Here is a 19,529-nt window from a genome sequence, read left to right as displayed (position 1 = left end):
CCTGAAGTGCTCGCCTTATAAAGACGATGGCTCTCGTTGTCTAATATCGTTCGTTACCCGGCCGCGATCGTACGGTTCTTTCCCGTTCGTTTGGCCTGGTAGAGGGCCATATCCGCTTGATGGAACAGCTCCTCCCTGCTCATGCCCGCTTCGAGCTTCCGCACGCCGATGCTGACCGTCACCGCTTCTCCGTTCAGCTGCTCGTGCGTCATTTCGGAGATGGCTTGCCTCATCGCTTCCATTTGCTCGATGACTCGTGACATGTGCTTGCCCGCGCACAGCACGGCGAACTCCTCTCCCCCGTAGCGGGATACGAAATCGTCGGCATCTTGAAAAGCCTGCAGCTGCCCGGCCACGAATTGAATGACCGTATCGCCGACGGCATGCCCGTAAGTGTCATTCACCCGCTTGAAGTTATCGATGTCCAGCAGGACCAGGTGCACGTGAAGCGCATGCGCTTCCGACACCGCCATCACGTTAGTTAGATGCTCATGGAAGGAGCGGTGATTATACAGCCCCGTCGCCGAATCGACCCGGCTCAGCTTCTCCATCAACGTGTTCTTCGTCTGGAGATCCTGCTTCTCCTGCGTCACCGTCACCAGTTCCCGGGACAAGGCGAACGCATGCTTGCGCAGATTGTTGATGATGAGGGCGGTCGCGACTAGCAGCGCGGCGAGCATGATCAGTTCGGAGACGCTCAAATTCGCCCGGATCACGGACGATATGCCTAAGATGCCGACGACGCTAAGCAAAGCTTGAACGAGCGTAAATACAATCAAGCGCCTACTGTAGAAGTAAAGCGATAGCAGGAGCGGAATGATTAAACAGTAAAATACGATCGACAGTTCATATAACGAGACGATGATGATGCAAATAAACAAATTCACGCCGACGATCAGCTGATATTCCGCGTACGGGCGCTCTTTACGGAACAGCCAGCCCATGAAGCCGTTGATAGCCGCCATCTTGAGCGCCGGGAAGACGATCGCGTACCAGAAGAAATCCGAGACGTCGTGTTCGGTAAAAAAGAGCTGCACGCCCGTACACAACACATACAGCGCCGTAATTAACCAACAGCTTCGCAATATATCCGGATATAGACCACGGCGGTGTCCATCATAGAGGTGCATTCATTCAGCCTGCCTTCTGATGCCTGTACTTTAAGTTGTAACTTACCCATTACATTCTGTGTCCCGCTTGGTTTATCCTGCTGTCGAAATCCGCCGAAACCCTAGTAATATCAAGCGCTATTGGTCGAATCTGGCACCACATGCTTACCCGCCCCGACACAAAAAGCGCATAACGTCAACTTTACCGCAAACTGGGTATAGTACAAGTAAAGGATTAACAAAAATGGAGTTGATGAACGATGAAACGAAAGCTGCTCGTCACCGGCGCGTCCGGCGTCATCGGCGCCCGCGTCGCGGAAGGACTCCGCGAGCTTGACCGCTACGAAATAACGGCGGCGGATCTGCGCCCGGACGAACGTCGCGGCATCGTCCCGCTCGACGTGACGGATGCGGAGCGCTTGCTCGAGCTGACCAAGGGCGTAGACACGGTGATTCATTTCGCCTGGGCGAAGGATCAGGACGACTTCCTCGGCAAGGTACTGCCTATTAACGTAACCGGCGCTTATCACCTGTACGAAGCGGCCCGTCGGAACGGCGTGAAGCGCGTCGTCTTCGCCAGCTCCAATCACGCGACCGGTTATTACAAGGTCGGCGAACACGTCGAACCCGCCTCGCCGTATCGACCCGACAGCTTCTACGGCTTGAGCAAATGCTACATCGAGCTGCTCGGCAGGCTCTATGCGGACAAACACGGAATCTCGTCGTTCAACATTCGGATCGGCAATTTCCCGAAAGACGACCGGCCGCATTCGGATCGCGCGGCTCATATCTGGATTTCCGAGCGGGACATGGTGCAGCTGGCCGAGCGATGCATCGAGGCTGATCCGTCGATCCCGTTCCTCAGCCTGTACGGCACGTCCGCGAACACGGATAATTACTATGACATCGGATATTTGAAAGACCTCATCGGTTACGAGCCGCTGGACGATGCGGCGCAGCTGATGGAAGCCGCGCGGCGAAGCCATGTACCGGTGAAACACGACGAGACCGACTTCCAGGGCGGCGTGCCGAACTCGTAATCGGCCTAACAAAGGGCTGCGCCCTTCGAGAACCCGTTCTTGTCTCCCTCGCCCCTTCCCCCTCCGCTGCAATGCTGTCAGGTTAAGAAGGGCTCCGCCCCTTTGACCCCACTTTTGTTGCTCCCTCCTCCCACCTCCTCCGCCGAGGAGGCTCCAAAGGGCTTTGCCCTCTGGACTCCCTATTTCGTGCTGACATGTTTGTTCGCGGTCGGCGGGAAGGCTTGAGCGGGGCACGCTTTTGTCCTGACGGACAAAGCTTCAGTAGGTTTTGAAGTCCGTTATAAGACTTAAGCCTGTCAACTATAGGCCCTAGTTCGCTTCTTCGGACGTTTTTCCTTAACCTGACAGCATTGTCCCCCTCCGCCGAGGGAAACCAAGGGCCAAGCATGTGCTTCCGTAGTCGTTTTTCTTCGAAAAACGTTCACCTCTGGACACGTTGAAGTAACGTGACTCGCTGCGCGGCCGTCTTCGATGTATCCTTCGAGGGGAGCCCGCTAGTCCTTCGGACAACGGTTGTGTATTTTCCTTCACAACAAAGAACAGGGAGTCCGAAAGCGTGATTCGGTCTCCCTGTTCGCTATACGATTAATAAACATCCCGGCGCGTGAACGAGACGAACGATACGATGAGGGCAATAACGCCCCAGACGAGCAGAACGAGCATGGAGAAACCGAGCGACATGCCTTCGATCGGCGGCGCGGCATCCTCCAAATAATCGATCAGCTCGAGATTGACCATGAACAGGTACTTCGCCGTCTCCCAAGAGGAGACCATCGTCCGCAAGATGGTGCCGGCGATCAAGCACGCAAGCATAATTCCCATCACCGCCGCGGTCGTGCGGACGAGCACGGACAGCATGAACGTAATCGTCGCGACGACGACCGATACGAACCAAGCGAGCCCGAGCTCCATGAGGATGAACTGCCATTGCGGCGCGATGCGCACGCCGGAGGTATCCAGCTCGCCGCCCGTTGTCGAGAAGCCGGTCAACACCGGCGCATCCCAGCCTTGATAGCCGAACACGAATCCCGAGATGACCGCCGCCAGCAAGCCGAACAGCGTGATGATGAACGAGACTGACAGCAGAAGCGCCAAGTATTTGCTTAGCAGAATGCGCCAGCGCCGCACCGACCGGGTGAGCAGCACCTTGATCGTGCCCGCGCCGTGCTCGGAGGAAACCAGATCGGCCGCGACGATCATCATCATGAGCGGAAGCAGCAGCGAGATGCCGTTCTCGACGAAGCCGCGCACGAACGTCGGCGCGCCGGGCTCGGCCGGGTTGACGTCCTGATCCAGATAGTATCGCTGCTGCGCGATGCGAAGCTCGAGCTCCCCATCGTCCCCCCGGAAGCCGCCGCTCGCCAGCCGCGCCTCCCAACCGGCGATCCGCTGCTCCAGGGCGATCCGCCAGTCGACGTCGCCGAACCGCTCGCGATTGTCCGCCGCCTGCTGGGCTTGCGCATAGGTGAACAGCGTGATCAGGATGGCGATGATGAGCGCGACGACGAGCAGTCTGCGTTTGCCGGTGATCTTCACCATCTCGTTGTACACGAGGTTAATCAATGCTTTCCCCTCCCGTCAGCTCCAAGAATAGATCCTCCAGAGAAGGCAGCCTGCGGCTCATCTCGGTCACCGTGACGCCCGCCTCGACGAGCGTTTGATTCCAACGCCCGATCTCCTGCTCGTCATACGGCGTCAGCACCGTCTCGCCTTGCAGGTCGGCCGATCCGGCCAGCTCCCGAAGCAGCTGCATGCCCGCTTCGATCGGTTCCAGCCGCCAGCTTACGCGCTCCTGCTGGGCCAGCAGGTTGTCCACCGTATCCACGCGGACGACGCGTCCTTTCGAGATGATGGCGACACGGTCGCACATGAGCTGAATTTCGCTCAGGAGATGGCTCGATACGAGCACCGTCAGTCCTTCGCTCTCCGCCAAATAACGGATGAATTCACGCATCTCCCGAATGCCCGACGGGTCGAGACCGTTGGTCGGCTCGTCGAGGATAAGCAGCTTCGGCCTGCCGAGCAGCGCTTGGGCGATGCCAAGCCGCTGGCGCATGCCGAGCGAGTAGGTCTTCACTTTGTCTTGAATGCGGGCCGACAACCCCACGAGCTTGACGACCTCGTTCAACCGCGCCTCATCGATGCCGGACATCATGCGCGCGAAATATTGCAAGTTCCCCCAACCGCTCAAGTAGCTGTACAGCTCCGGGTTCTCGACGATGCAGCCCATGCTGCCCGTCGCTTCGGGAAACTGCCGATGCAAATCGTACCCGCAAATCCGGATCGTGCCGGCCGTCGGCTTGATCAGCCCGACGAGCATGCGGATCGTCGTCGTCTTGCCCGCTCCGTTCGGTCCGAGGAAGCCGAACACTTCCCCTCGCTTCAGCTCGAAGTCGATGCCATGGATGATCTCCCGCTTGCCGATCACCTTGCGCAGTCCTTGAACCGATAACGTAATCTCTTCTTGCGCCGCCGCGCCCGTCATCCCGGTCATTCGCTCTCCTCCTCCCATGTGATGAGCGAAGCGACCCGCTCCCCGATCAGCTTGTATCCCTCCGCGTTCGGATGGAACTGATCCAGCGCGAGATAGTCCTGGATCTTCAACTGGAACAAGTCCAACGTCGGCACGAGCACCGTATCGGGATAATCCGCTGCCGTCTCGGCCGCCCGATAGTTCCAGTCCCGCACGATCTTGGTCGTCGTCTCCGCGTTCTCCCTTGCGATGAACGGATTATAGAGGCCGATCAGGAACAGCTCGGCGGATGCATTGAGCGTCCGCAGCTCCTTCAATACGCCGTCCAGGTCGTTTAAGTACGCCTCTTGGATGGTCGCGATGTACCCGGGATCCAAATTGCCTAGCGTCTCGCCGCTGCGGAACAGATCGTTGCCGCCGATGCTGACGACGATGACGTCCGCCGCCTTCAGCTCGGCGCGGACGGCCGGTTTGGCGAGCGACGAGGTCAGCTCGGGCGTGCGCATGCCGTCGAAGCCGTAATTGTTGACGAGAACGTCTTGATCCGCCGCCTTCGTCTTCAGCTCGTCGGTCATGTACCCGACGTAGCCTTTGCCATCCGGGTCGCCGGCGCCGCGCGTCAGCGAGTCGCCCAACGCCACGACTCGGAATTTGCCGTCGTCCGGGATTGGCGGCGCCGTCTCCTCTTCGACCGGCGCCGGGGCTGCCGGCGTGTCGACGGCCCCGGCGAAATAATCCTGCAGCGTCCAGCCGAGCCCGCCCAGCCAGATGAAGCCCGAAAGCGCCGAGATCGCCATAAGTCCTTTAATCCATCTTCCGTTCATCGTGCGCTCCTTCCCCCGCAGGCGCTATTGCCATTCCCGCTGCATTGCTAGTCCTATCCTATCTTTGAACATAGCACACGAAGCTGAAAACCAGCTTAAAAACCGGCATCCGTCGGCGAGACAATATTCTCGGATCCCGCCTCATAAACGCGTAATTTCGTTCGATAGAGATCTCGGCACGTCACGACGCGAACCGGCTGCCACCCCGGCAGCGCGAAGAAGACGGCGAGCACCGGCGTACCCGGAGAGAGCTGTTCCTTCAGCGCCGCGCCGAGCCGCTTCATCGCGGCCGGATGCAGGTAGCAGACGACGGCATCCGCATGCGCGTACGAGAACCGGAACAGATCGCCCCGTTCGAATCGGACCCGATGCCGCAGACGCGCGGGCAGCAGGCGGCGAGCCAGCCTCGAATACCAGAACGGCAGCGGCGAATTCTCGATGCCGACCATATGCCAGCCGGGACATGTTCGGACCAGATGAAAGACGAGCGTCCCCCAGCCCGAACCGGTCTCGACGAGCGTGCCGCATGCCCCTAGTTTGCGAAGCTCCCGCGCAACCTCGCGGCGCACCAAGGCCGACGTCGGCATGGGCGATATGCCGTTGCGCCAGCTCGAATACACGATCGACAGCGTCCCGCATAAAGCGGCTATGCCAAGACTTGCGCCGGCAGTTTGCCGGATCATCTCGAGCGTCACGGCAAGCGCCTCCTTTTTCGCGAATTATGGACAGTATTTCGCTGTCTGCGCAATGCAATATGTCTATATGGACGACTACCGAAGTTGGTAGTTTATGAAACGACAATGTTATCATCTTAGTCTTTTCCACGGCATGTTGAGCTATTCAATGCTTGGCGCCATAACAAACAAGAGGAATCTGCATGGCAGACTCCTCTTGTTTGCTCATATGCTCAATATGTCGGAATGTCCAAGGATGGAATGACGCGGGGTCGTCAAGTAAATAATACGAAGAAACCTCGGAACGAAGTTCGACGGTACCGCAAAATGCGTCCGATAATGGGTAAAGCATGCAAAAACGACCGACTCCCCGTAGGAATCGGCCGTTCTCCCCCTGCATGACCTGCTTACACTTTCACCAAACTCCACTTCTGGGCGCCCGAGCCGTTGTCCGTCCAAATTTGCACGTTCACGCCGTCCGCCGTACCCGATCCGGACACGTCGAGCGCTTTGCCGTTATTCACGTTGATGAGCTTGTAGGAACCGTCGGCGTTCTTGATGAGATTCCACTTCTGCGCGCCGTTGCCGAGGTCGTTCCACACCTGCACGTTCGTGCCGTCACCCGTCCCCGAGCCGGCTACGTCCAGCGCGTGAGCGCTATTGACGTTGATCAGCTTGTAAGAGCCGTCGGCATTCTGATAGAGCGTCCACTTCTGGGCACCGGAGCCGTTATCGCTCCAAATTTGCACGTTCGTGCCTGGCGCCGTGCCGGCGCTCGCCACGTCCAGCGCTTTGCCGCTGTTCACGTTGATCAGTTTGTACGTGCCGCCGTTGACGATGCCGCTCGCGGGCGGAGGCGTCGCGCCGTCTTGATAGACGCGCACGTAGTCGACGTACATCTTCGCCGGGAACGCCGTCGCGCCGTCCGGGGAACCCGGCCAGTTGCCGCCGACCGCCATGTTGAGCAGCAGAAAATGATCCTTATGGAATTCTTCCGTGGAATTGACGTTGTTCGCGATGTTGGCTTCCTTGAACTGGACGCCGTCAATGAACCACTTAATGGCGCTGGACGTCCATTCGACCGAATACACATGGTATTGCGTCACGTCGACCGCATGGCTGGCGCCGCCGTATTGCGCGTGGCCGTTCACATCCCAATGGATGTAACCGTGCGTGTTGTTCTCGTTGTTGACGTGCTCCATAATGTCAATCTCGCCGCTCTTCGGCCAGCCGACCGTGCCGATGTCCGAGCCGAGCGTCCAGAACGCCGGCCACAGTCCTTGACCTTTCGGCATCTTGATGCGCGCTTCGATGCGGCCATATTTAAAGCTCTTCTTCCCCTGCGACTTCAAGCGGGCCGACGTGTAGCCCATCCCGCCGTAGTTTTCTTTGCGCGCTTCGATGACGAGGTTGCCGCTCTCGACTCTCGCGTTCTCCGGACGGTTGGTGTAATACTCCAGTTCGTTGTTGCCCCATCCGCCGCTGCCGTTGCCGATCTCGAAGGACCAATTGTTCTGGTCGATCGACGTGCCGTTGAATTCGTCGCTCCACGCCAAATTATAGGCCGCGTTCGCTTTCGTAATAGGCAGCAAGCTGACCAGCAGCGCGATCACCAGCGCGAATGCATACAGACGTTTGGTCTTCATGACTTGATACATTAAATCCCTCCTCGCAGAAATGAACTTCAACACGTTCGCATGACGACTAACGAATGCAATCGGATCCCTTTGTGAAGCGCTTACATGTCGGACGAAGAAAAATCGCAGCCTCCTCTCCTGCCGATGCAAGATTACGGCGCCGCAGGGAATCATTCCCTTTGCCGCGCCATTATCGTAACAGGTAGCCGCGCTCCTTTTAATAGCCAACTTTTTGTGATCGATGCCAATTTTTTGTGACATTTAATTCCTAGATAATAGTAAGTCGAGCGCGCAACTAACAATGACTGTGATACGGTCGCATCCGCATACATGTTATATACGAATACTCGCAAGAGAAAACCCCTTGCTAGTTCCCGTAACAGACTGATTGTCCGCCTAAGAACCCGCAAGGGGCAGTCATTCATGGACATGTTCTCCGCTCTTAACCCTTCATCGAACCCGCCATCGCCCCCGAAATGAAAAACCGCTGCAGCAGAACGAACACGGCGATGATCGGGATCGAAGCCACGACGACGCCGGTCAGCAGCATAGGGTAATCGGTGACGAACTCTCCTCGGAATTGCAGCATGGCGAGCGGAAGGGTCAGCTTGTCTTTGCCGGTCAGCAGCAGCATCGGGAAGAGCAATTCGTTCCACACGATGACGAACAGGAAGCATGCGGTCGCGGCGAAATACGGCGCGGACAGCGGCAGCGCGATCCGGAGCAGCAAGCGCCATTCGCTCGCGCCGTCGATCGCGCCTGCCTCGAACAGCTCGCCCGGCAGCGTCCGCATGAAGCCGCCCAACATGAAGACGGAGAGCGGCAGCAGCATGGCGATCGTGACGAGCGACAGCCCGGCCAAGCTGTTCGACCAACCCAATCGATGCACCAGCTCGTAGATCGGGATCATGTTGACCTGCGAAGGCACCATCAATCCGGCCGCGAATAGACCGAACATCCATCCGCCGGTCTTGCGTCCCGTGCGGATGATGCCGTAAGCGACCATGCCCGCGACAAGCAGCTCGCCCGAGACGGTGAACAGCGTGACGAAGACGCTGTTGCCGAAGTACGTCAGCATCGGCTGTTTGGCGAACAACGCCGTATAGTTGGCCAGCGAGAACGACTCGGGCCACCCGAGCGGATCTTGGATAAATTGCGGCGTCGTCTTAAGCGAGGCCAATAACACAATCATGAGGGGGACGACGATAATCAGCGCGAATGCGACGACCAGCGCGACCCCTAATCCACGCAGCAGCACGCGATCACCTCTTTACGAATTCTAGTAAGCGACTCGATCCGCGCGGATGACGCGGAATTGGACGTACGTAATAACGGCGATCAGCGCCAGGAAGAAGACCGAACCCGCCGAAGCCAAGCCGAACGTATAGCTCGAGAAGGCCGTGTTGTAGATGAAGGTGGACAAGATTTCGGTCGAATAAACCGGGCCTCCGCCCGTCATCGTGAAGATGAGATCGAACGCCTTGAACGATTGAATCGTCGTATACGAGACGACGAGCGCGGCGGCCGGCGCGAGCAGCGGCCACGTGACGCGGCGGAATATCTGCAGCGCTCCCGCGCCGTCCAACCGCGCCGCTTCGATGAGCTCCTTCGGTATCGCCTGCAGGCCGGCGACGAACAGAATGACCATTTGGCCGATATGCGCCCAAGCTTGCACGGCCGCCACCGAGAAGATCGCCAATCCCGTATCGCCGAGCCAATTCTGCGTCCACGAGCCCAAGCCGATTCCGCTCAGGAAGCCGTTCGCCAATCCTTGGGTCGGGTCGAACACGAACGTCCAGATGAGCGCGACCGATACGGAAGAGAGCACCGTCGGGACGAAATACAGCGCCCGCAGCGCGACGTTGCGCTTCGTATTGCGCGCAAGCCGCAAGGCAAGCAGCAGCGATAATCCGGTCTGGACGAGCACCACGAACAGCATGAACTTGACGTTGTTGACGAGCGCCTTGCGGAAGATAATATGCTCGGTTAGCTCCCGATAATTGGACAGGCCGACGAAGTCATAGGACGGCGAGATGCCGTCCCAGTTCGTCAAGGAATAATAGAATCCGGTTATCGTCGGGTACAGGAAGAGCGCCGCATACAACGTAAGCCCCGGGACGAAGAATAGCGCGATTCGCTTCCCGGCCTTCATATTACTTGCCCAGCTGCTGGTCGATGATCGCCTGCGCGTCCTCGGCCGCCTTCTTCGGATCCGTGCCTCCCAGCACCGCTTGGATGGAGCTGACGACCGCCTTCTGATTCTCGGTGTCGGTCAGCGTGAAGCGCGGCTGGAAGCGGGTTTTCTTGTTCGTCCATTCGGCGACCGCCTTGAGCTCCTCCGACGCGTAGACGACGTCCTTGACCGTCACGTTCTGCCCCGTGGCGTTCGCGTACTGGCCCGCGACGTCTTTGCCGCTCAAGAATTCAATGAACGCCTTCGCTTCCTCCGGATGCTTGGACGCGCTGTTCACGCCGAGCAAGAACGTCGTCGTATGAATGCCCTCGTACACGGCTTGATCGGCCGGCACCGTAATCGGCGCAAGCAGCCCTTGCACGAGAGCCGGATTGTTCTTCTTGTTCTGCGCGAGCTGATATGATCCCGTCGCCAAGATCGCCGCTTTCTCTTGGGCGAACAGCGCGCCGGCGCCTTGGTCCTTCGTGCCGAGCGCATCCTGCTGGAAGTAACCCTTGTCGTTCAGCTCCTTGATTTGCGTCAGCGTCTTGATCCACCAGTCTTCCGTCACCTTCGCTTCGCCGGCCTCCACTTTGCGGAAAATATCCAGGTCCGGCGCGTTGTTCATCACCATCGTATTCATGAACTGGCCGGGGCCGATATCCGCGCCCGGGAAGGCGATCGGCACGATTCCCTCCTGCTTCAGCTTCTCCGCCGCGGCGAGGAATCCGTCCCAATCCTTGGGCGGCGTCAAGCCGTATTTCTCGAACAGCTTCACGTTGTAGATCGGCATGTTGTACACGAGCTGGTACGGCACGGCCAACTGCTTGCCGTCCTTCTGGCCGGCTTCGATCAGCGCGGGCGCGAAGTTCGAGAGCCAAGCGGCGCCGGTCAGGTCGCTATATAATCCTCCCTTGGCGATCGCTTCGAACTGCGCGCCGGGGAAAGAAGCGAACACGTCGCCGGACGCGCCGTCCCGCAGCTTCGCTTGCGCGGTCTGCTGGTATTGGTCGGATGGCAGCACCTGCATCTCCACCTGTACGCCGGGATGCGCCTCCTCGAATTGACCGATGATCGCCTCGAACGCCGCGTTATCCTCGCCCCGCCAATGCAGGAAGCTGATCGTGACCGGATCCGCGCTTGCGCCGGAGTTGCCGGCATTCGCGGCCGGCGCGTTCGAATTCGCGGCTTCGCCGCCGGCGTTATTGGCGCCTCCGCTATTGCCGCATGCGGCCAGGAACAGCATGGCCGAAGCCATGACCGCGAGCGGAATGCTTCGATATCTTAATGTTTGCATAGACAAGTCCCCCCGATTAATCGATGTTAGGCATGAATTCGATTATAGTTCGATACCTCTTGCCGCCAGCTTCTCTCTCAGAAGCGGAAGCAGCAGTCTTCCCGTACGCTCGGCCTCTTCCAGATGCGGATAGCCCGAGAGAATGAAGGAACCGACGCCAGCGTCGATAAACTCCAGAATACGATCGCTCGCCTGCTCCGGCGTCCCGACGAACGCCACGGCGCCGCCGCCGCGGATGGCCGACAAGCCCGACCATAGATTCGGCCCGATGACGAAATCTTGATCTCTCGACGCCTCGAACAGCTCCATCTGGCGCTTCTGGTTCGTGGCGTCGGTGCGCGCGTGCAGCTTCTCGCGGGCGGCGACCAGCTCTTGATCCGCCTTGCTGAGAATATGCCATGCGGCCGCCCAGGCCTCCTCCTCCGTCTCGCGGACGACAAGCTGCGCCCGGATGCCGTACCGCAGCTGCCGCCGGGTACCGTCGGCCGCCTTCAACTCGTCGAGCAGCGCCTCCATCTCCGCGATCTGCCCTTTAATCCAGTCCAGCGGCTCCGTCCACATGAGATAGACGTCGGCCGTCTCCGCCGCGGCCCGTTTGCCTGCCGGCGAGCTTCCGCCGAAGTATAGCGGAGGCCCCGGCTGCTGCACCGGAGCCGGCAGGCACCTTCCGCCGTCGATCTCGTAGTAGCGGCCCTTATAATGAAAGCCGTCCGGCTGCGGCGCGGCCGAATCGTCCCAGACGCCTTTCACGACGTCCAGAAATTCCCGGGTTCTCGCATATCGCTCGTCATGATTCTCGTGCAAGGAATCGCCGCTCGCTTTGAGATCGGCGGGATAATGCCCCGTGACCACGTTAACTAGCGCACGCCCTTGCGACACGCGGTCGAGCGTGGCGGCCATCCGAGCCGCGATGACCGGCGCCATCAAGCCCGGTCGCATCGCGACGAGCGGCTTCAAGGTTCGGGTATGGCCGGCAATCCACGAGCCAACTACCCAAGCGTCGAGGCAATCGCCACCCGTCGGAATGAGCGCGAACGAATAACCGGCCCGCTCCGCCGCCTGCGCGACTTGCACCATATAGTCCATCGTAGTTTCCCGCTCGGGCGGCACCCCGATGTATGGTCCGTCTCCCGTCGTCGGGATAAACCATCCGAATTCAATGTTTCTCTCGCTCATGACTGGCAGTCTCCTCTGCTACGTTGGCATATTAGAACGACAATGGAAGCACGCGCTTCTTGCCGTATCTCCAGTAAGTCTGGTCGATCACAGTAATCCGACTTATTCGGTTGGATTAGTTGATGTACATGATCATAACAGGCATATAATGGGGGAAGCAATGTCATTTCGTGGTTTATTTGATTTGTCATTTTGTGTGATAGAACATCTGGTAACGCTTGCTAATTATCGTCGTTGTACGGTAAGCTGGATTGCAAAAAGAAGGGAGACGCCTACTATGATCGATGCGATGCGCGAGGATCACCACGAATGGCTGGACATCCATTTTCTAACGCCGACGGAATTCGAGAAAGCCGGTGCCGCCTGGCCGATCCGAATCGGCATGAATATCGCGAAGCCTCACTACCATATCGGACCTCGCATCTCCCCCTACTATTATTTAATCTTCGTGCTCGAAGGCGAAGGCGAATTCCGTCAAAGCGGCGGCGAGTACCTGCTCGCGGCAGGCGATCTATTCTGCTTGTTCCCGCAGGTGACGCATGAATATTGGACGAACCCGCTGAAGCGGCTGCGCAAGCTGTTCTTCGCCTTCGAAGGCAAAGGCGCGCTCTCGCTGCTCGCCCGCGCCGGATTGACGCCGCAGCGTCCTCATGCCTCGGGCGGCGCGACGAACGAAGCGTCGGCGCTTGCGGAGGAGCTGCGTCGGCTAGCCGCCGAATCCGGCGGCGGCTCGGATCTGCTTCGCCTGAGTCTGTTTCTGCGAATATTCGATGCCCTATCATTGCGATCCGCTTCGTACAGCGTGTCCGCCGGGCAGGATACTTGGCTGCAGAACGGCCGCGCTTACCTCGACATCCATTACGCCGAAGACATCGCGATCGAGCGCGTCGCGGCCGCGGTCGGCGTCGAACGGTCGCACTTCACGAAGATGTTCCGTCATGCGTACGGCATGCCGCCCATGCAATATTTGCTGCGGCTGCGCATGAACGAAGCCCGGCTGCTGCTGGAGCAGACGGGCTACACGGTCGCGGATATCGCCCGTTCCGTCGGCTATCCGGATCTGTTCTCGTTCTCGAAGGCGTTCAAGAAGCACGCGGGAATATCGCCGAAGTCGTATCGCCAGCGGAAGACCGATTCGCATTGTTCCGGGCAAAGCGATTCGGATTCAGCGCCGTCCCAGTCGAAGCCGGAGAAATCGAAAGTTTAGCGTTAACAGCTATAACGTGTATCTCGATCATCCGAACTTCCGTCATTACGTTGCCTTTCACGGCAAACAAGCCTTTGCGAACGACGCAAAGGCTTGTTATAACGCGGCTTGCACGGATACGCCGGACGTTCCCGACGTTCCGGACGTCCTCCGAACTTACTTTAAGGCGAATACTCCTTTTTGATACGTTAACGTGTATAGTAGCCCCTGATCGGTCGGCACGACCGCTGCGACGCTGTCCGCGACAAGTCTCGTATTCCGTCCGTCCGATTCGACGCGATAAATTCCGGGCTCGTATCCATCTGCCCACAAGTAGACGCCGTTCTTGTTGCCATAATAAGCGACGGCAGATCTGTCGCTCAGCTTGGTTTCCTTGCCGTCCGACAAGCTGTACCGGTATACATGGCCGACGTCGAAGAGATTGTCGCCCGTAAGCTCCATGTAATATAGATCGCCGCCAAGCAGCGTCACGTTCGACGCTTTCCGCTGTACAAGCGTCCGGCGATCGGTGCCGTCATGCTTCACGCTCTCCAGATAACCTGTAGAAGCATCGATGTACAAAATCCGATCGTCCTTCAGCCAGAACCTGGAGGTCGGCGGGGTTACTCTGACCTGCGAGTTATCAGCCGGGTTGATCCGGTATACGGCGCTTCGGTCGTCTGGATTTTGATTATCATAGCCAAGCACAAAAAGTGAACCGTCCTTCACATACAGCGCGTCCACGCTCGAAAAGCCGACGCCGCCCCCCGGCGTGACCGACAAGTCGATCCCGTAGGCATATCCCGATTTACCGATATTCGATGACGTTCCTTTGACAAGATCTACCCGATACAAATTGTCGGCTACGCTGAACATAGGCGTGAAGTCCGTCGTGTATAGAAAATTGCCGGATTTTTCATAGCTAATATAGCTTTTAGCGGAGGAAACTTTTTTCAAAGCACCGCTGTCAACTTTGTATAACGACTCGCTCCCCATCGTGATTTCACCATAGTGCAGCACGACATACAACTCGCCGCCCATTTGTTTGATACCCGTAACCCAGCCGTCTCCGGGCTTCCAATCCGCGATCTTGGCGACTAGCCGTACCGTGCCTTTCCCAAGATGGTAAGCGGCCAATTCGGCGCGGCCTTCAACTTCCATGACAAAATAAAGCTCGTCGCCGATAGCTTTCGCGCTGCTGAGAACAGGCTTACCGGCGAGCTTCACCGCCTTCTCGTTCCCGCCTCCTGTCTTTACCATCAGCTGCTCAACTAGCGCCGAAGACGTATAGTCATAACGGATGAAGAATACCGAGGCACCGTATGACGCAAGCGGCGTGTCGGGCTGATCGACGTTCACGGGCTTTCGCCGATCGGTCAACATCTTCTTTATGCTTTCCTTTGCCGCCAGCGTCTCCGGACTGTGCGGATCGAAAGCCTTGTCGCCGATGACGATAAGCCCGTCAAGCCAATCAATGCGTTGGCCGAACGCTTCCGCCGCGGTCCGCAGAGGCAGCATAATACGGCCATCGATCTTCTGCGGCGCGACCGGTATGCCGCGCGATTCTCCATTCATCGTCATGGTCTTGCCGTTCACCGTAAAGACGACGGTCCGTTTCAGCTGTGCGTTCCGTACGGTAACGACGTCCGGCTGTTTCGGTTGCCAGATCGTCTCCCATCTGCCACCTTCTTGATCCGACGAAGTCAGCGTTTCCAGCAGCCGGATCGGCACGAGCACTTGGCCGTCTCGCTCGGCAAGTCGATAGCTCGTGGCACCGAACCCGAATCCGAATCCGCTTCCGCTCCTACCTCGTGCAGCGAGCCGCCGATCATCCCGATGCTAAGAAGCAAAGTCAAGCCTAATTTCCGCATCATACACTCTCCTTAATGGGTACGTGGATTGCGACTGTTTGCGCTTTGATATAGACGCGCTTGATTGACATAATGTTCCATTCAGGATCAGATTTACCCAACGCAAAAAGCGGTACCTCTTAAAGGTACCGCTCGCGCTTTACGAATTCGTCCGATTCAAGATGCCATTCATCCCTGCAGCGGAACATAAACATCCAGCTCCGATTCGGGATCGCCGTCCCGGTACCGCCCATCATACAGTTCGAAATCAAATCCTGCCGCATCGTCAACCCCGTCCCACGGTCGAAGCGACTCGCCGCTGGCCGGCAGCCAGACGCCGTACACGTACCCGAACGTCTCCTGCAGCCGTTCCGTCGACCCTTTGTGAGTCGCGACGGCATACCGGCCAGCCGGAATCACGAGCATGGTCATGCTTGACGGCGGCGCCGCATGCTCTTCGACTTCAATGCAGGCGACATACGTGAACGCTCCCGATCTTGTCCCTTGCGCCGCTTCCTCATAGAGCTCCAAGCCGAATGCCCTCGCGCCTGGCTTCACGTTCGGGATCGACGCGCATAGCCGGCCGAATTCCCGCCACGCCTCGGCGATGTTCCGGTCCAAGGCTACGTCCGTGCGAACGGACACCCCGATCACGCGTGTCGCCGGGCGCTCCGTTATTCGAATATCCATGTCGTGCAAGCCTCCTCGTCTTCGCTTCCGATAATCGCCGGGAGCGAGGCCGTATTTGCGCTTGAACGACCGGCTGAACATCTCCGCCGCTTCGAAACCGTGCGCCAGCCCGATGTCGATCAGCTTCCCGTCCGTCGTCCCGATCGCCTCCGCCGCGCGCGCCAGCCGCCGGTCGCGAACGTATGCCGACATCGTGAGGCCCAGCCAGCCGCGGAACAAGCGGTGGAAGTGGAATGGCGAGAAGCCGGCCGCCTTCGCCGCTTCTTCCAACGTCGGCTCTTCATCCAGCCGTTGGTCGATATATTGCTTGGCGATCGCCAAGCGCTGCACGATTTCTTCGTTCATCGCGATCCTCCTCCCGGTTCGTTCTTATCGTATCGCGCGGACGAATGGCTTTCTTGATGTTTTTTGCGAATCGCAGCTAACTATCACGATAGCCTTTCGTTCCCTTCGAATCAACGCCATATGAATTTAAACCGAAAAAAATCCGCGCCCCCGCGCGGATTCGTTCTTCGTAACTTATGCGTGCAAATCCCGACTACTGTTCTTTCGCATCCGTAATGAAAATCTCGCCTTCGTCGAAGAACACCTTCATCTGGAGCGATTCGCTTACGAAACGCACGGGCACGAGCGTGACGTTGTTGCGCGTAATCGCCGGTGCGTCGAGCTGGACGGCCGCGCCGTTCACGACGGCTTGTTTTCGGTTGATGACAAGCTCGATCTTGCTGCCATCCTTCGCGATCGTCACCTTGCTCGCCTTCTTGTCCCAATCCACCTTAGCGCCGAACGCCTCGCTGACGAAACGCAGCGGTACCATCGTACGGCCTTCGAACGAGAATGGCGCGACGTCGAGCTTTACCTGTTTCTCGTCGACGGCCGCCTCTTTGGCATTCAGCTTCAGCGAGATGGTCTTGAACGGGAACACGGTGCTGTCTGTATGAATGGATTCTTTGTTGCCAAACTCCACCGGCTGCGATATAACCGTGCCGAATTGCGTCTCGACTTCGATGACGTAGTGCTGGCCGTTCTTGATCGAACCGTTATTCGTGGCATAGAGATCCAGCGTAACGCTGCCGCGGAAGTTACCGACCGGAGCCGTGACGTCCTTGTTGAATTCAGTGTTGATGATTTTGTTGCCCTGCACGAGACCGAGCAGCCATCCCACCCCGGCGCGATTCGTGCGCCAGATGCCGGCCGATACTGCCTTGCCGTCCTCGTCCGTCGGACGAAGAATGACGGAGAGCACCTTCGTCTTCTGCGCGAACGCCAGCTTCAGCTTGAAATGGCCGTCCGTGCTGCCGTCTTCGCCGAACGCGGCGCTGCCGATCTTGTCTTGCGTCAGATCCGTCCAGCTAAACTCGCGAATGAGCACCGGCGCGTACGAGGTATCGGCGTCCGCGAACGGCGTCACGTCCGACTTGATGACGCCCGCGCTCGTCGTAATCTCCAAGTAGTAGTATTCGCCGTCCTTCATGCTGTTGTTGTCCGAGGCATACAGGTCGAATTGATTGACGCCCTTGAACGATCCGAGCGTCTCTTTGAACGTCTTGTTGAGCGTCTTGCCGTCGTGCTCGACCGCGAGCAGGTACTTGCCGATGTCGCTCGGCTCCTTCCACGTCGTCCAGATGCCGTGACCGGTGTCGGTTCCGCCGCGATCCGCCGTCTTCAGGACGATCGACTTGATCTCCGTTCCTTCGCCGGCATCGATCAGCAAGCTTAAGTGACCGTCGCGCGTGCCGTCCGGTTCGCCCGTCTTCTCGAGCGAGATCCGGTCCAGCTCCTTGTCCAGATAGCGGAATTCTTTCACTTGGAGGGAACCGGGTACGATCTCTGCCCCCGAAACGAATCCCCCCATCACCAAACTATTCACGGCCAATACGCCGATAGCGGCCGTCGTTATCGTTTTGCGCAAACCTTTCATGTCTTGCTCCTCCTCTTGTCTGTGCTTACTAAAATTCTTGACCTTGCGTTTGTCAACCGAACCTTCTTTATCCGTTCGCCCTATCCACCACGATCTCGATGCCGTTCTTCGGCCGGAGCGTCAAGAGCGGCTCCATCTCGATCGGCGGATGTCCCGGCGTCAGCCGAATCCGGTAGCGCTGGCCGATCATGGTCAAGACGATGACCATCTCGAGCATCGCGAAATGATTCCCAATACAGCCTCTCGGACCGCCCCCGAACGGCATGTAAGCGAATTGCGGGATACGTTTGAGCAGATCATTTTCGAATCGTTCCGGAAGGAAGGCTTGCGGATCTGGGAAATACGCGGGGTTTTGGTGAATGGCAAAGGGGCTGAACAGCACGGATTGGCCTTTCTTCACGCGGAGCGGACCGAGCTCTACGTCCCGGATGGCCGAGCGTCCGGTGAAGAATGTCGGCGCGCGAAGCCGCATCGCTTCCCAGATGACGTTCTGGGTATAAGTCAACTGCATGTAGTTCTCTGCCGTCGGCCGAGCGCCTTGCAGCACCCGATCCCACTCCTCGTACAGCTTCTGTTCCACCTCCGGCTGACGAAGGATGAAGGAGAACGCCCACGACAGCGCATTGGCCGACGTCTCGTGACCGGCGATGAACATGATCATCAGCTCGTCGCGCAGCTCCTGGTCCGTCATGCCCCGCCCGTTCTCGTCCTTGGCCGCGATCAGCACGGAGAGAAGGTCGCCTTCTCCAATCGCCGGATTCAGCTTGCGCTCCTTTAAGATGGCATAGACCGCCCGGTCCAGCGATTGAAGCGAGTCCTTGTATGCCCGGTTCTTCGCGGTGGGCACGAACAGCGGCATGGCCGCTAGCTGCCGCATCCGTTCCGCGCACATCCGATTAATCGTCTCGTACGGTTCGCGTATGGCCCGCGCATATTCGTCGCCCTCCAGGCTGAAGAGCGTCTTGGCAATGATCGCGAACGTGATGTTCGAGATATCGTCGGTCAAGCTGCGGCGCTGTCCCGTTTCCCAACGATTCAGCTCCCCTTCGACGATGTCCGCCATTTGACCGGCATAGGTCTGGATATGCGCTCTCGTAAAGTGGGGCTGGATTAAGCGCCGAACGCGCTTGTGCTTCTCGCCCGTGCTGGTCGCCACCCCGTCGCCGACGAAGAGCCTTGCCTCCTGAAAGGCTTTGAGCTTCACGAAATGCTCCTGCTTCGTAATAAGCAGCTCTTTGAGCAATTCCGAATCATACAGCACGTACATCTGTTGCGGGCCGAGCCTGATCTTGGCTACGCCGCCATAATCTCGCTGCAGGTCGGTCAAGAATTGCAGCGGATCCTTCCGATAAGCCATCAGGTTGCCGCTTAGCCAGGAACCTTTGGGACCTTGCGGGGTGTACTTCTCTAATTGAGACTTCATGCAAACTCTCCTCGCTTCTCGCTATGACTGTGCACGGTGCCGCGAATGTTACGCCG

General features: G+C 58.3%; 17 protein-coding genes. 2 read left to right on the top strand and 15 right to left on the bottom strand.

The window, feature by feature from the left end; translation table 11 throughout:
• Window positions 1-53: 53 nt before the first annotated feature.
• The gene (locus BCM02_RS01410; RefSeq protein ID WP_148927267.1) at window positions 54-1,130 is read right to left on the bottom strand and encodes a diguanylate cyclase; all 1,077 of its coding nucleotides are present in this window, start codon (window positions 1,128-1,130) and stop codon (window positions 54-56) included.
• A 239-nt stretch (window positions 1,131-1,369) separates the two neighbouring features.
• Here BCM02_RS01410 and BCM02_RS01405 point away from each other — a divergent pair, with 239 nt between their 5' ends.
• On the top strand, window positions 1,370-2,149 hold the full coding sequence (locus BCM02_RS01405) for an NAD-dependent epimerase/dehydratase family protein (RefSeq protein WP_148927266.1): 780 nt from the start codon (window positions 1,370-1,372) through the stop codon (window positions 2,147-2,149).
• 585 nt (window positions 2,150-2,734) lie between these two features.
• Here BCM02_RS01405 and BCM02_RS01400 read toward each other — a convergent pair.
• The 9 genes from BCM02_RS01400 to BCM02_RS01360 form a co-directional block, all read right to left on the bottom strand.
• Window positions 2,735-3,712: an ABC transporter permease gene (locus tag BCM02_RS01400; RefSeq protein ID WP_148927265.1), complete on the bottom strand. Its 978-nt coding sequence runs from the start codon at window positions 3,710-3,712 to the stop codon at window positions 2,735-2,737.
• Window positions 3,705-4,634, bottom strand: coding sequence for an ABC transporter ATP-binding protein (locus BCM02_RS01395; protein ID WP_148927921.1), 930 nt, complete (start codon window positions 4,632-4,634; stop codon window positions 3,705-3,707). Before BCM02_RS01395 ends, BCM02_RS01400 begins: the two co-directional genes overlap by 8 nt.
• Before the next feature lie 5 nt (window positions 4,635-4,639).
• The gene (locus BCM02_RS01390) at window positions 4,640-5,446 is read right to left on the bottom strand and encodes a GDSL-type esterase/lipase family protein (protein WP_148927264.1); all 807 of its coding nucleotides are present in this window, start codon (window positions 5,444-5,446) and stop codon (window positions 4,640-4,642) included.
• 95 nt (window positions 5,447-5,541) lie between these two features.
• A complete protein-coding gene (locus BCM02_RS01385) occupies window positions 5,542-6,141 on the bottom strand; it encodes a class I SAM-dependent methyltransferase (RefSeq protein ID WP_246183140.1) in 600 nt (199 codons plus the stop codon).
• Between the two features lie 386 nt (window positions 6,142-6,527).
• The gene (locus BCM02_RS01380; protein WP_148927263.1) at window positions 6,528-7,778 is read right to left on the bottom strand and encodes an RICIN domain-containing protein; all 1,251 of its coding nucleotides are present in this window, start codon (window positions 7,776-7,778) and stop codon (window positions 6,528-6,530) included.
• A 421-nt stretch (window positions 7,779-8,199) separates the two neighbouring features.
• Entirely contained in the window at window positions 8,200-9,015 is an 816-nt protein-coding gene (locus BCM02_RS01375; RefSeq protein WP_246183139.1) for a carbohydrate ABC transporter permease, read from the bottom strand.
• Between the two features lie 21 nt (window positions 9,016-9,036).
• Window positions 9,037-9,909, bottom strand: coding sequence for a carbohydrate ABC transporter permease (locus BCM02_RS01370; protein WP_148927262.1), 873 nt, complete (start codon window positions 9,907-9,909; stop codon window positions 9,037-9,039).
• Window position 9,910: 1 nt separating this feature from the next.
• Window positions 9,911-11,227 carry an ABC transporter substrate-binding protein gene (locus BCM02_RS01365; protein ID WP_246183138.1) on the bottom strand — a complete coding sequence of 439 codons (1,317 nt, stop codon included), beginning with the start codon at window positions 11,225-11,227 and terminating at the stop codon, window positions 9,911-9,913.
• A 42-nt stretch (window positions 11,228-11,269) separates the two neighbouring features.
• On the bottom strand, window positions 11,270-12,403 hold the full coding sequence (locus BCM02_RS01360) for an LLM class flavin-dependent oxidoreductase (protein ID WP_148927261.1): 1,134 nt from the start codon (window positions 12,401-12,403) through the stop codon (window positions 11,270-11,272).
• Between the two features lie 277 nt (window positions 12,404-12,680).
• Here BCM02_RS01360 and BCM02_RS01355 point away from each other — a divergent pair, with 277 nt between their 5' ends.
• On the top strand, window positions 12,681-13,610 hold the full coding sequence (locus BCM02_RS01355) for a helix-turn-helix transcriptional regulator (protein WP_148927260.1): 930 nt from the start codon (window positions 12,681-12,683) through the stop codon (window positions 13,608-13,610).
• A gap of 156 nt (window positions 13,611-13,766) precedes the next feature.
• Here BCM02_RS01355 and BCM02_RS01350 read toward each other — a convergent pair whose 3' ends face one another.
• The 5 genes from BCM02_RS01350 to BCM02_RS01335 form a co-directional block, all read right to left on the bottom strand.
• A complete protein-coding gene (locus BCM02_RS01350) occupies window positions 13,767-15,326 on the bottom strand; it encodes a DUF5050 domain-containing protein (RefSeq protein ID WP_148927259.1) in 1,560 nt (519 codons plus the stop codon).
• On the bottom strand, window positions 15,293-15,463 hold the full coding sequence (locus BCM02_RS35105; RefSeq protein ID WP_187433953.1) for a hypothetical protein: 171 nt from the start codon (window positions 15,461-15,463) through the stop codon (window positions 15,293-15,295). Before BCM02_RS35105 ends, BCM02_RS01350 begins: the two co-directional genes overlap by 34 nt.
• 165 nt (window positions 15,464-15,628) lie before the next feature.
• Complete coding sequence (locus tag BCM02_RS01345) at window positions 15,629-16,474, bottom strand: AraC family transcriptional regulator (protein ID WP_148927258.1); 846 nt, start codon at window positions 16,472-16,474, stop codon at window positions 15,629-15,631.
• Window positions 16,475-16,667: 193 nt separating this feature from the next.
• Window positions 16,668-18,050, bottom strand: a complete 1,383-nt coding sequence (locus BCM02_RS01340) for a copper amine oxidase N-terminal domain-containing protein (RefSeq protein ID WP_148927257.1) — start codon at window positions 18,048-18,050, stop codon at window positions 16,668-16,670.
• A 67-nt stretch (window positions 18,051-18,117) separates the two neighbouring features.
• Window positions 18,118-19,473, bottom strand: coding sequence for a cytochrome P450 (locus tag BCM02_RS01335; protein ID WP_148927256.1), 1,356 nt, complete (start codon window positions 19,471-19,473; stop codon window positions 18,118-18,120).
• Window positions 19,474-19,529: the final 56 nt, after the last annotated feature.

Origin of the sequence: Paenibacillus methanolicus (assembly GCF_008124765.1) — a bacterium.
Lineage (GTDB): Bacteria > Bacillota > Bacilli > Paenibacillales > Paenibacillaceae > Paenibacillus_Z > Paenibacillus_Z methanolicus.
The sequence above is the reverse complement of the archived record's forward strand: the minus strand, read 5'-3'. Positions and strand labels throughout refer to the sequence as shown.

Coding starts and splice junctions, on each gene's coding strand:
- BCM02_RS01410 (WP_148927267.1), bottom strand. CDS start 1,130: ATGCACCTCTATGATGGACACCGCCGTGGTCTATATCCGGATATATTG.
- BCM02_RS01405 (WP_148927266.1), top strand. CDS start 1,370: ATGAAACGAAAGCTGCTCGTCACCGGCGCGTCCGGCGTCATCGGCGCC.
- BCM02_RS01395 (WP_148927921.1), bottom strand. CDS start 4,634: ATGACGGGCGCGGCGGCGCAAGAAGAGATTACGTTATCGGTTCAAGGA.
- BCM02_RS01390 (WP_148927264.1), bottom strand. CDS start 5,446: ATGAACGGAAGATGGATTAAAGGACTTATGGCGATCTCGGCGCTTTCG.
- BCM02_RS01380 (WP_148927263.1), bottom strand. CDS start 7,778: ATGTATCAAGTCATGAAGACCAAACGTCTGTATGCATTCGCGCTGGTG.
- BCM02_RS01370 (WP_148927262.1), bottom strand. CDS start 9,909: ATGAAGGCCGGGAAGCGAATCGCGCTATTCTTCGTCCCGGGGCTTACG.
- BCM02_RS01365 (WP_246183138.1), bottom strand. CDS start 11,227: ATGCAAACATTAAGATATCGAAGCATTCCGCTCGCGGTCATGGCTTCG.
- BCM02_RS01360 (WP_148927261.1), bottom strand. CDS start 12,403: ATGAGCGAGAGAAACATTGAATTCGGATGGTTTATCCCGACGACGGGA.
- BCM02_RS01355 (WP_148927260.1), top strand. CDS start 12,681: ATGATCGATGCGATGCGCGAGGATCACCACGAATGGCTGGACATCCAT.
- BCM02_RS35105 (WP_187433953.1), bottom strand. CDS start 15,463: ATGATGCGGAAATTAGGCTTGACTTTGCTTCTTAGCATCGGGATGATC.
- BCM02_RS01345 (WP_148927258.1), bottom strand. CDS start 16,474: ATGAACGAAGAAATCGTGCAGCGCTTGGCGATCGCCAAGCAATATATC.
- BCM02_RS01340 (WP_148927257.1), bottom strand. CDS start 18,050: ATGAAAGGTTTGCGCAAAACGATAACGACGGCCGCTATCGGCGTATTG.
- BCM02_RS01335 (WP_148927256.1), bottom strand. CDS start 19,473: ATGAAGTCTCAATTAGAGAAGTACACCCCGCAAGGTCCCAAAGGTTCC.